This window comes from Roseixanthobacter finlandensis (assembly GCF_043195105.2).
GTDB lineage: Bacteria > Pseudomonadota > Alphaproteobacteria > Rhizobiales > Xanthobacteraceae > NCEH01.
Genome location: NZ_CM195536.1, coordinates 5264978 through 5276932, shown reverse-complemented (window position 1 = coordinate 5276932; position 11955 = coordinate 5264978). Strand labels below are relative to the sequence as shown.

The 11955-nt window shown below is 67.3% G+C and carries 9 protein-coding genes and 1 pseudogene; 4 read left to right on the top strand and 6 right to left on the bottom strand.

The annotated features are described in order from the left end of the window. Positions 1-22: 22 nt before the first annotated feature. Positions 23-1207, bottom strand: a complete 1185-nt coding sequence (locus tag V5G24_RS24470) for a pyridoxal phosphate-dependent aminotransferase (protein ID WP_394086123.1) — start codon at positions 1205-1207, stop codon at positions 23-25. Between the two features lie 144 nt (positions 1208-1351). Between V5G24_RS24470 and V5G24_RS24465 the strand changes: the two genes are divergently transcribed. Next, a complete protein-coding gene (locus tag V5G24_RS24465) occupies positions 1352-1918 on the top strand; it encodes a type 1 glutamine amidotransferase domain-containing protein (RefSeq protein WP_394086122.1) in 567 nt (188 codons plus the stop codon). Positions 1919-1985: 67 nt separating this feature from the next. Here V5G24_RS24465 and V5G24_RS24460 read toward each other — a convergent pair whose 3' ends face one another. After that, positions 1986-3215 (bottom strand): polyhydroxyalkanoate depolymerase, encoded by a 1230-nt coding sequence (locus V5G24_RS24460; protein ID WP_394086121.1) that lies wholly within the window; start codon positions 3213-3215, stop codon positions 1986-1988. A gap of 297 nt (positions 3216-3512) precedes the next feature. Between V5G24_RS24460 and V5G24_RS24455 the strand changes: the two genes are divergently transcribed. Then, the gene (locus V5G24_RS24455) at positions 3513-4163 is read left to right on the top strand and encodes a glutathione S-transferase family protein (RefSeq protein WP_394086120.1); all 651 of its coding nucleotides are present in this window, start codon (positions 3513-3515) and stop codon (positions 4161-4163) included. A gap of 34 nt (positions 4164-4197) precedes the next feature. Here the strand turns inward: V5G24_RS24455 and V5G24_RS24450 are convergent, their stop codons facing one another. Further along, a complete protein-coding gene (locus V5G24_RS24450) occupies positions 4198-5097 on the bottom strand; it encodes a LysR family transcriptional regulator (protein ID WP_394086118.1) in 900 nt (299 codons plus the stop codon). A gap of 87 nt (positions 5098-5184) precedes the next feature. On the opposite strand from V5G24_RS24450, the gene V5G24_RS24445 reads away from it, so the two are divergent. Beyond that, positions 5185-5943 (top strand): TSUP family transporter, encoded by a 759-nt coding sequence (locus tag V5G24_RS24445; RefSeq protein ID WP_394086117.1) that lies wholly within the window; start codon positions 5185-5187, stop codon positions 5941-5943. A gap of 106 nt (positions 5944-6049) precedes the next feature. Here V5G24_RS24445 and V5G24_RS24440 read toward each other — a convergent pair whose 3' ends face one another. From V5G24_RS24440 to V5G24_RS24430, 3 genes are all read right to left on the bottom strand, one after another. Continuing rightward, the gene (locus V5G24_RS24440) at positions 6050-7201 is read right to left on the bottom strand and encodes a patatin-like phospholipase family protein (RefSeq protein ID WP_394086116.1); all 1152 of its coding nucleotides are present in this window, start codon (positions 7199-7201) and stop codon (positions 6050-6052) included. A 157-nt stretch (positions 7202-7358) separates the two neighbouring features. Continuing rightward, complete coding sequence (locus tag V5G24_RS24435; protein WP_394086115.1) at positions 7359-8105, bottom strand: acetoacetate decarboxylase; 747 nt, start codon at positions 8103-8105, stop codon at positions 7359-7361. A gap of 180 nt (positions 8106-8285) precedes the next feature. Continuing rightward, positions 8286-9278 (bottom strand): WD40 repeat domain-containing protein, encoded by a 993-nt coding sequence (locus V5G24_RS24430; RefSeq protein ID WP_394086113.1) that lies wholly within the window; start codon positions 9276-9278, stop codon positions 8286-8288. Positions 9279-9428: 150 nt separating this feature from the next. On the opposite strand from V5G24_RS24430, the pseudogene hrpB reads away from it, so the two are divergent. After that, positions 9429-11911: pseudogene (gene hrpB / locus V5G24_RS24425) on the top strand (ATP-dependent helicase HrpB). The last annotated feature ends 44 nt before the right edge of the window (positions 11912-11955 follow it).

The following is an 11955-nucleotide window of genomic DNA, read 5'->3' as shown; positions in this document are numbered from 1 at the left end:
CCCCCTTCGCCCGGCGCGGAACTCAGGCGGCCTGCCGCTGCGCCAGGAAGGCCGCGATACGGCCCAGCGCGGCGCGGATGTTCTCGGCCGAATTGGCATAGGACAGCCGCAGATAGCCTTCCCCATGAACGCCGAAATCCGGCCCGCCGATCACCGCCACGCCCGCATCCTCCAGCAAGGCGGAGGCGAGCGCCTTGGCCGAGGTCCACCCCGTGCCGGCGACGTTCGGGAAGGCGTAGAAGGCGCCGCCCGGCGTCGCGCAGGAGACGCCCGGCAGCGCGTTCAGCCCCTCCACCACGATGTGGCGGCGGCGGTCGAACTCCGCGACCATGGCATGCACCGCGTCCTGCGGCCCCTGAAGCGCGGCGATGCCGGCATATTGGGTCGCGGCGTTGACGCAGCTCCAGGCGTTCACCGAAAGCTTGCGCACCTGCTCGTACAGGCCCTTCGGCCAGATGGAATAGCCGAGCCGCCAGCCGGTCATGGCATAGGTCTTGGACCAGCCGTTGAGCAGGATCAGCCGGTCGCGGATCTCCGGATAGGCGAGCAGGGTCTGGTGGGCTTCGCCGTCGAAGACGAAATGATCGTAGATCTCGTCCGATAGGATCGCCACATGGGGATAAGCGGCAAGGCCCTTCACCAATTTGTCGATCTCGGCCTTGGGCGTGACGCCGCCGGTGGGATTGGCGGGGGAATTGATGATCAGCAGGCGGGTGTTCGGCGTGATCAGCGCCAGCGTCTCCTCGGCCGAGAAGGCGAAGGCGTTTTCCTCGCGGATCGGCACCGGGATCGGGGTGGCGCCGGTGTGCTCGATCATCGAGCGATAGATGGGGAAGCCGGGATCGGGATAGAGGATTTCCGCGCCGGGCTCGCCGAACAGGCGGATCGCCGCATACATGGTGACCTTGCCGCCAGGCACGATCATTACCAGGCCGGGGTCCACCTCGACGCCGTGGCGCTTGTGGAGATCCGCCGCCACCGCCTCGCGCAAAGGCGCGATGCCCACCGAGGGCGTATAGCCGTGCTGCCCGTCGCGCAGCGCCTGGATGGCGGCCTCGACGATGTGCTCGGGGGTGCGGAAATCGGGCTGGCCGATGCCGAGATTGAGGATGTCGCGGCCCTGGCTCGCGAGCGTGGTGGCGCGCGCCAGGACGGCGAACGCATTTTCCTCGCCGATCCGGTCGAAGGCGGCGACGGTTTTCAACATGGGGGTCTCTCCCTCGGGCTCCCGGCGGCGCCAGGAACCCCTTGCTGCTTCCTCGGGTTGTTCCCCGGGGCCGGACGGGGCTCGTCCTCACGCCACAGGGCTTGAGCGCACCGATAGCACCAATGAGCAAAAAGGAGAATTTCCATGGCACACCGTCTCGACGGACGCAGGATCGCGGTCCTGGTCGCCAACGGCTTCGAGAATGTGGAGCTGACGGAGCCCGTGAAGGCTCTGAAGGCCGCCGGCGCCGATGTGAAGATCGTCAGCCCCGAGAAGGGCGAGGTTCAGGGCGTCAATCACGACACGCCCGCCGACAAGATCAAGGTGGACGTCGCGCTCGACGCCGCCGATGCCAAAAACTTCGACGCTTTGTTGCTGCCGGGCGGGGTGATGAACCCGGACGCGCTGCGCATCAACGAGAAGGCACTCGCCTTCACCCGCGCCTTCTTCACTGACAAGAAACCCGTGGCCGCCATCTGCCACGGCCCGCAGGTGCTGATCTCGGCCGGGCTGGTGAAGGGGCGGTCGATGACCGGCTACAAGGCGATCCAGGTGGACCTCGCCAATGCCGGGGCGAAGGTGGAAGACAGATCGGTGATCGTGGACCAGGGCCTCGTCACCAGCCGCAACCCGAAGGACATTCCCGATTTCAACGCCAAGATGATCGAGGAATTCGCGGAAGGAAAACACAGCGGACAGCACGCGGCCTGATGAGGCCCGGCTGATTGGGCGCCCGCGCGGCGCTTCGCCCCCGGCCGCCCGGCCGGGGGATTTGTGCTCAATCGCTGGCGAGGATGTGGTTGCGCACCAGCGGATAGACCTGTCCGGCCCATTTGCGCCCGCTGAACACGCCGTAATGCCCGACGCCCGCCTGCATGTGATGGCGCTTGCGGTGGGGCCGCAGCCCCGAGCAGATATCCTGCGCCGCCATGGTCTGGCCGATGGAGCAGATGTCGTCCCGCTCGCCTTCCACGGTCAGCAAAGCGGTGCGGCGGATGGCCTTGAAGTCGATGGGATTGCCGCGATAGGTCAATTCGCCCTTCGGCAGAAGGTAATCCTGGAACACGTATTTCACGGTCTCCAGGTAGAATTCCGACGCGAGATCCAGCACGGCGAAATATTCGTCGTAGAAGTGCTTGGTGGCCTCGGCCTTTTCCAGTTCGCCGGCGGCGAGGTTCTCGTACAGCTCCATGTGCGCCTTCACATGGCGGTTCATGTTCATGCTGACGAAGGCGGTCAACTGGATGAAGCCGGGATAGACCTTGCGGCCGGCACCCTTGAAGCCCATCGGCACAGTGGCGATGAGGTTCTTCTCGAACCAGGAAATGGGCTTGGAGGTGGCGAGCTCGTTCACCTTGGTGGGGTTGATGCGACAATCGATGGGGCCGGCCATGAGCGTCATGGAGCGCGGATAGGCGGGATTGCCCTCCTGCGCCATCACGGCGGCGGCCACCAGAACCTGCACGCACGGCTGGCACACGCCCAGGATGTGGCAACCGGGACCCATGAATTCCAGGAACTTGATGACGTGCTCGACATAATCATCGAAGCCGAAGGCGCCGTGCTCCAGGCTCACGTCGCGGGCATTGTGCCAGTCGGTGATATAGACGTCGTGGTCGGGCAGCAGGGTCTTCACCGTGCCCACGAGCAGGGTGGCGAAATGGCCGGAGAGCGGGGCCACCACCAGCACCCGCGGCTGCGGCACCGTGGTGTCTTTCTTGAAATGCAGCAAGGTGCCGAAGGGCAGCACATGGGCCGGCTCCTCGGTGACTTCCACCTCCTGGTTGCCGACCATTGTGCTCGCGAGGCCGAACGGCAGGCGCGCGTGGCTGAGCCCGGCGCGCTCCACCATTTCGAAGGCAGCCGAGAGATGGCGCATGCTGGTGCGCATGCTCTCGGTGCTGAACAAGGAGAGGAAGGAGTTGTCGAGCGCACGCCGGGCCATGTGGGCCCCGAAGCGCAAGGGATCCATCAGATCGGACTGAGTCTGGTAAGCGAGGTACATCATGATGCCCTTCGCTGACGGAAAGAGGGGGGCTGGGTCCTGGAAGACAGGTTCTTTTTCATCGCGTTTGAACGCCTTTTACCCGCTGGATACCCGCTGAGCGAGCCACGCCGACACCCGGGCCGGCCCGCAATTCGACCTGTCCGAAAGAGCTAAGGCTTTGGCGCAATTTCTGTTCTACACTTCCCTACGCGCTCGATCGGATGTACTTCTAGAAAGGATATTGGAGCGGGGGGTGGTGCATTGCAACACACAACCGCTAAGATTGCTCCAGATGCCTTCGAGCCAGCGGTGACGTTCATGAGCGCCCTCACCATTTCCAGCAAGAATTACTCCTCCTGGTCGCTGCGCGGCTGGCTGCTGTGCAAGATGGCGGGCCTCGCCTTCGAGGAGGAACGGGTGCCGGTGGACGACCCGGACGCGAAGGCCGAACTGCTGCTGCTCTCCCCCTCCTTCCTCGTGCCGCGCCTGGTGCATGAGGGCGTGACCGTGTGGGACACGCTGGCCATCGCCTCCTATCTCAACGAAGTCTTCCCCGACGCCCAGCTGCTGCCCGCCGACCGCGCGGCGCGGGCGCATTGCCTTTCCATCTCCGGCGAGATGCATTCCGGCTTCGCCAACATGCGCTCGGCCCTGCCGATGAACATGAAGGCCCATTTTCCCGGCTTCAAGGTGTGGGCCGGCGCCCAGGCGGACATCGAGCGCATCCTCGCCATCTGGCGCGGCTGCTTCGCCGCCCATGGCGGACCGTATCTGATGGGCGCGAATATCACGCTCGCGGACGCCATGTATGCGCCGGTGTGCTCGCGCTTCGCCACCTATGACGTCGCGCTCGACGCCGCCTGCGCCGCCTATCGCGACCGCATGATGGCGCATCCCTTCATGCAGGAATGGATCGCCGGCGCGAAGGCCGAGCCGGAAGAGCTGGAGGAGCTGGACGTCGAGTTCTGAGGGCCGACACGGCCGGCGCCGCGCGCCCCAGCCCTCACGCCGCCGGCCGCAGATAGGCCAGCAGGCGCTTGGCATAGGCGGGCAGCACGTCTTCGCGCCGCACCGCGATCACCAAAGTGCGGCGCGCCCAAGGTTCGTCCAGCGGCACGAAGACGAGGGCGTGGCTCTCGCGCAATTGCTGCGCCACCGCCGCCGGGATCACCGCGAGCCCCACATGGGCCTCGATGTGCGGCCCCACCATGGTGGCGACCGCGGCGAAGCCGTTCACCCGCACCCGGTATTTGAGCGCCCCGCCGGCCCGCACCGCATTGCGTTCCACTAGGCTTTGCAGGCCGTTGCCCTCGGGCAGGCCGACGAACGGCTCGTCCAGCACATCGGCGATGCGCAGGCTCGCCCGGTCGCACAGGGGATGGCCGCGCGGCAGCGCCACCACCAGATGGTCCTCGCGATAGCGCGTCAGGTGCAGGCCCGAGGTATCGGCCGCGTCCGAGGTGATGCCGAGATGGATCAGCCCCTCGGCCAGCGCCTGGGCGATCTGCCAGCTCGGCCGCTCCTCCAGGTCCATGTCGATATTGGGATTGGCGGCGAGGAAACGCGCCAGCTCCGCCGACAGGCCGTGGCCGAAGGAAGCGGTGTTGCACCACAGGCGCACATGGCCCTTCAAGCCCTTGCCATAGCCCGCGAGCTCGCCGCGCATGCGCTCGCTCTGCGCCAGCATCAGGCGGGCATGATGCACCAGCGCTTCGCCCGCCGGCGTCACGGCGACGCCGGCGCGGCCGCGCTCCAGCAGCGGTGTGCCGATCTCCGCCTCCATGTCGCGGATGCGCGCGCTCACCGAGGCCAGCGCCAGATGGGCGCGGGCGGCCCCGGCCGTGAGGCTGCCGGCCTCCACCACATTCAGGAACAACCGCAGGTCCGAGAGATCCAGGCGCATGGGAGGAGCTTATCCTTCGGATGTTCCGAAGGCTAGAAGCGGAAGTTCCACATTGCCGGGATGGGGCGGAAGCAGCATGTTCGCGCCATGTCCGACTGGTCCTTGCTCACCCTCCTTTTCATCGCCTTCGCGCTGGTTCTTGCCGGCGTGGTGAAGGGTGTCATCGCCATGGGCCTGCCCACCATCGGCGTCGGCCTGCTGAGCATCGTCATGCCGCCCTCCCACGCGGCGGCGATGATCATCGTGCCGGCGACCGTGACCAATGTGCTGCAATTGTTCAGCGGCCCGCGCATCCTGCCCAATGCGAAGCGATTCTGGACGCTGCTGCTGACGCTGATAGCGGGCACGCTGGTCGGCGGCTATTGGCTGGGCGGGCTGAGTTCCCATTGGGCGCCGCCGCTGCTGGGGCTAACCTTGTCCGTCTATGGCGTGCTCGGCCTGCGGGCGATCCATTTCCACACGCCCACCGCGTGGGAAGGCTGGCTCTCGCCGGTGATCGGGCTCGCCGCCGGGTTCCTGACCGGCACCACCGGCGTCACGGTGATGCCGTCCGCGCCCTATCTGCAATCGCTCGCGCTGGAGCGGGAGGACTTGATCCAGGCGCTCGGCCTCACCTTCACGGTGGCGAATTTCACCCTCGCCTTCGCGCTCACCGGCGGCGATGCGCCGCTCGCCGATCCGCACGCGGTGATGCTGTCGCTGATCGCCTTGGTGCCGGCGCTGATCGGCATGGAGGTGGGCCGGCGCATGCGCCTCACCTTCTCCCCGGCGACGTTCAAGACCTGCTTTTTCGCCGGCCTGCTCGGCCTTGGCGCGTTCATGCTGGCGCGCGGCTTCTTCATCTGAGGCGCGCCCGCCGGGCGAACAAAAATCCCCGGCCTGAAAGCCGGGGATTTTCGCATTTCAGCGCCGCCTTGGCGGGCTCAGTCGGGCGGGCTCAGTCGGACAGGCTCTAATCCTCGATGCGGTGCACGTCGTGGACGACGATGGCCGCGCTCTTGTCCGGCTTCACCAGCCATTGCGGATGGCGCAAGGTCTTCACCGTATCCTCGAAGCCCGACGCCCAATGGTCGCGCATGGAGGTGCCGGAGAATTCGTAATCCTTGAAGTCGCGCTCGTAATCCTTCTCCTGATAAATCAGGTGGCAGATGTTGACCGCGCCCGACTTCTCGTAATCGGAGATCACCTGCAGATCTTCCTCGGTGCGCAGCTGCTCGGGAATGCGCAGCACCGCTTCCGCATGCCGGGAGCGCAGCAATTGCACCCGGCGGAACAGATCCGTGGTGTAGCGCGTGCGGCTGGAATAGACGATGTCCTTCTGCCGCTCGATCACCTGGAACATGTCGCGGGGCAGATCGCCGCGCGCGGAGAACAGATCAACCTGGAACACCAGGGCGCCCGGATGATCCGGCTGGTCCAGCAGCCATTGCAGCGGGGTGTTGGAGACCACGCCGCCGTCCCAATAATATTCGCCGTCGATGCGCACCGGCGGGAATGCCGGCGGCAGGGCGCCGGAGGCCATCACGTGCTCGGGACCGATGCGGTGGGTCGTATTGTCGAAATAGATGAAGTTGCCGGTGCGCACATTCGCGGCGCCCACGGAAAAGCGCTTCGACCCATTGTTGATCAGGTCGAAATCGACCAGCTTCAACAGGGTCTCACGCAGAGGTTCGGTGTCGTATAAGCTGGTGCCGTTCGCCGAGCCGGTGGGCAGGAGCCAGGGATTGGGAAAACGCGGCTTGAAGAAGCCCGGTTGACCCAAATTCATGGTGACCATCGCGCTCATCTGGTTACGCAGGGCGCGGAAGATGTCGCCGTCGGGGGTGAACGGCCAGATCTTGCGGCCGGACACCGTCTCCCAGAATTCCCGCAGGCGGGCGATGCGGTTTTCCGGAGTATTGCCGGCAATGATCGCCGAATTGATCGCGCCGATGGAGACACCGGAGACCCAGTTGGGCTCGGCACCGGCGATCGAGAGCGCTTCATAGACGCCCGCCTGATAGGCACCGAGCGCGCCGCCACCCTGGAACACCAGCGCGATACGGTCGTAATCCTTGACGATCTCGCTGATATCGTTGGGATTTTCACAGATCCGCGTGCGCATGTCGTTCCCCATCAGCTTGGCGGCCAGCGGCCCGTTCGGCGCGCGAGGGATGGGGCTTCTCCGCCACCCCTCGCCGGACCACGCCGTCGTGTTCGAAGAAGGCAGAATCAGGCATCGGAGCGCAAGCGCCAAGGGGCGGCAAGCGCTCCGGGCCGGATCATTTCGTCTCGGTCATGTAATCGTAAACTACTTCGCCCATGCCGAGCGTCAGGTCGGCGCGCAGGTGCAGGGCGGAAACCACTTCCAGCACCGGCAGCTTGGCGACGTCCGCCATCACGTGCGGATACAGGCCGAGCGCGGCCGGACCGGTCCAGCATTCCTTGAGCTGGATGTCTTCCATATAATAACGCACCAGCTCGCAGATCCGCGGGGTGGCGTCCACATGGGGGATGATCTTGATCAGGAAGCTCGGGGTCTTCAGGGCGGCGAGCACTGCGTCCTTATCGGCTTGCTTGTGCTTGTAGCCCATAGTGGCTTCCACGCACAGGGTCTTGCCATAATGCAGGCGGCCGACCAGGACGTCCTTTTCCACTTCCATCTTGGGGTGGGCATACTTCTTGGGGAAGCCCCACAGCTCGCGGCCGCCGGCGATCGGCGCCTCGTCGTCCAGATACATGGAATGGACGTAGCCACCTTCCACGCCGTTCAGCTTCACCGGGATCACCTGTCCGGTCTCGGTATAATCGCCGAAGCCGGTGGAATCGGGCATGCGGATGAATTCGTACTTCACCAGCGGCTCGTACACTTCGAGCGGCTCCGGCACGACCCGGCGCAGGGCCTCGATGTCGGTGCGGTAGGTGATGATCATGAACTCGCGGTCGAAGAAGCGATAGGGTCCCGGCGGATAGGCGGGATTCGTCAGGGGCATGGAGTAGGCGTTGCGGCGAACGTCCTCGATCTTCATGGAGCATCTCCGACCGGCATGGTGCATCTCGCGCCTGCGAGATGACGCTGACGTTAGCCGATAGCTGTTCGACGTGACAGCCCCGCGACGATCATAACCAAACGGCGGCACGGCGCGAAATTGATCGGGACCGCCGCGCCTTGCGGGTCGCGCACCTCACCCCACCGCCCCCGCGCATAGCTAAAATTCCAGCAGGCCGGCGCTGCCGCCCAAGGTGCCGAAGGCCACCGCGCCACCGTCCTTGCGCCAGGCGATGGTGCTCACCGCCGCGGCGTCGGGCGCCCGCAGCAGGATTTCCGCGCCGTCGGTCAGGCGCACCATCAGCACCATGCCGTCGTCATAGCCGCAGGCCATCACCGGGTCCTTGGGATGGCACGCCACCACGGTCACGCGGCCGCCGCTGGTGGAGGGCGCCTGCATGGAGGGCTGCTTGCCGATCGGGCCGTCCTTGGTGGCGAACGGCCACAGCACCACTTCGGTGGAACCGGATGAGGCCAGCCATTTGCCGTCATGGGTGAATTCGAAGCTCTTCACCCGCGCGGGATAGCCGGTCATACGCATGTGCGCGCCGTCCGACAGGCGCCAGCCGTGCAGCGAGGGTTCCTGCATGGTGGTGATGATGAAGCGCCCGTCCGGCGAATAGGTGACGCCGAGATGGGAGCCCTTCCATTCCAGCACCTCGGGCTTCACATCGACGGCGTTGGGATACCACAGGCTGACCCCGCCATAATGCGCCACCGCCACCCGCAGCCCCTTGGGCGCGAAGGCGAGGCCGCCGACGGTCGAGGGTGCGGCAAAGCTGCGCACCTCGCCTTTAGCCGGCACCAGGAAAGCGGTCTTGCCGGCGGAATAGGCGACAGCGCCGTCCGGCCCGAGCGCGATGCGGTCAATCCAGCGGCCGTTCTGCGTGGCGATGGTCTTCGCTTCGCCGCTGGCCAGCATCTCCATCACCTTGCCGTCGTCGCCGCCGGTCACGAGCCGCTGTCCGTCGCCCGCGGCGCACAGCACCACGCCGTCATGCAGCGCAACCGTGCGGTCCGCGTCGGGAAAGAGCGCGGTGCCGGTCTCGGAAATGAAGACGCAGGTGCCGCGAAGGAAGGCGGCGGCGGCGGTCGCCCCGTCGAGGGCGAAGGTGCGCACCTTATCGGTGAGCGAAGACGGCGTGGACGGCATTTCGGGCGACATTCCATGAAGGCGGTCGGATGCCGCCTTCATAAGCCAAGGCCGCGGGCTTGTCCCGCCATTGGGCCATGCGGCGGGCGCGGCTCTGGATTTCCCTGCGCTTTGATGGCCTAAGGGGCGGCTCTCTTGGTCGCTTGCTCCATGTTCGATACTCGCCTGCCCATCGACGCCATTCTGCCCGCCCTCACCGCGACGCTGCGCGCGCGGGCGAGCGCCGTGCTGGTGGCCCCGCCGGGCGCCGGCAAGACCACGCGCGTGCCGCTGGCGCTGATGGACGAGCCCTGGGTCGCCGGCCGGCGCATCCTGGTGCTGGAGCCGCGCCGCCTCGCCGCCCGCGCCGCCGCCCACCGCATGGCGCAGACGCTCGGCGAACGCGTGGGGGATCGGGTCGGCTACCGGGTGCGCCTGCGCTCGGAAGTCTCGAAACGCACCCAGATCGAGGTGATTACCGAAGGCGTCTTCACCCGCATGATCCTCGACGATCCGGAATTGTCCGGCGTCGCGGCGGTGCTGTTCGACGAATATCACGAGCGCAGCCTCGACGCCGACCTTGGCCTCGCGCTGGCGCTCGATTCGCAGGGCGCGCTGCGTGAAGATTTGCGCCTGCTGCCCATGTCGGCGACGCTCGATGGCGCCCGGGTCGCCGCGCTGCTGGGCGGGACGGGCGATCCGGCGCCGGTGGTGGAGAGCGCGGGCCGGGCCTTTCCCGTCACCACACGCTATCTCGGCCGCGATGCCCGCGCGCCCATCGATGCCCAGGTGGCGGAGGCGGTGAAGACCGCGCTCGCCGCCGAACGCGGCTCGGTGCTCGCGTTTTTGCCCGGCGCGGGCGAAATCCGCCGCACCGAAAACCTCCTGCGCGCGCAAATGCGCGATTCGTCCGTCGATATCGTGCCGCTCTATGGCGCGCTCGATGCCGCCGAGCAGGATCGCGCCGTGCTGCCGGCACCTGCCGGGCGGCGCAAGGTGGTGCTCGCCACCTCCATCGCCGAAACCAGCCTCACCATCGAGGGGGTGCGCGTCGTGGTGGACGGGGGGCTTGCCCGCGTGCCGCGCTTCGAGCCGGACGTGGGGCTGACCCGGCTTGAGACCGTGCGCGTCTCCCGCGCCGCCGCCGACCAAAGGCGCGGCCGCGCGGGACGCACCGAGCCGGGCGTATGCTACCGCTTGTGGGGCGAAGCTGAGACCGCGAGCCTGCAAGCGTTCGCGACCCCGGAAATCCTCGCCGCCGACCTCTCCGGCCTGGTGCTGGATCTTGCGGTATGGGGCGTGCGCGATGCCCGCAGCCTCGCCTTTCTCGATCCCCCGCCGCTGCCCGCGCTCATCGAGGCGAAGGCGCTGCTGGTGCTGCTGGGCGCACTCGATGAAGACGGCGCGGTGACGCCGCTCGGCCGGCGCATGGCGCGCCTGCCGCTGCCGCCGCGCCTTGCCCATATGGTGGTGATGGGCGCCGATGCCGGCGTGGCGGCGCTTGCTGCCGAAATCGCCGGCATCCTGGTGGAACGCGGGCTCGGCGGGGAGAGCGTGGACCTGCTGCACCGCCTGGACGAATTTCGCCGCGACCGCTCCCGCCGCGCCGATGATGCCCGCCGCCTCGCCGAGCGCTGGGCCGATCTTGCCGGCGCGCGCGGGTCGAAGAAGGGAGAGGCCCCCTCCCCCGCCGCCTTGCTGGCGCTGGCCTTTCCCGACCGGGTGGCCAAGGCGCGCGGCGATGGCACGCGCTTCCTGCTGGCGAACGGGCGCGGCGGGGTGATGGAAGCATCCGCCGCGCTCGCCAAGGCGCCACTGCTTTCGGTGGCGGAGATTTCCGGCCGGGCGGAGGCGCCGCGCATCTCGCTTGCCGCCGCGCTGTCCGACGAGGAATTGGAGCGCCTGTTCGCGGGCGAGATCACATCCGGCATCGAGATCGGCTTCGATCCAGACGCCGCCGCCGTGCGGGCGCGCGAAACCCGCCGTCTGCGCGCGCTGGTGCTCGCCGACGTCCGCGCCCGGTGCCGGCGGGCGCGGAGACGGCGCTGGTGCTGGCGCAGGGGATCGCCGGCCTCGGCATGAACCGCCTGCCGTGGACGGCGGCGCTGTCCCAATGGCGCGACCGGGTGGAATTCCTGCGCCACGCGGAGGGCGAAGCGCAGGGCTGGCCCGACCTCTCCGATGCAACCCTCGCCGCGACGGCGGACCTCTGGCTCGCGCCGTTTCTCGACGGCAAATCGTCCCTCGCCCAGGTCGGCGCGGGCGACCTGGGCAATGCGCTCCACGCCTTGCTGCCCTATGCGCTCACGGCCCGCCTGGAGGCGGAGGCGCCGACCCATTTCGATGCGCCATCAGGCTCGCGCCTGCCCATCGATTATGAGAACCCCGAAGGCCCGCTGCTGGCGGTGCGGGTGCAGGAATTGTTCGGCCTCACCCGCCACCCCGCCATCGCCGCCGGCAAGGTGCCGCTGATCCTCTCCTTGCTCTCGCCCGCCCACCGGCCGATCCAGGTGACGAAGGACCTGCCGCAATTCTGGCGCGGCTCCTGGCGCGAGGTGCGGGCGGAAATGCGCGGGCGCTATCCCCGCCATCCCTGGCCGGAGGATCCCGCCTCCGCACCGCCGACCCACCGGACGAAACCGCGCGGCACGTGATCCGCCTTGACGCTACGGCATATCCAAAGCCAAAAGCGGAGCGG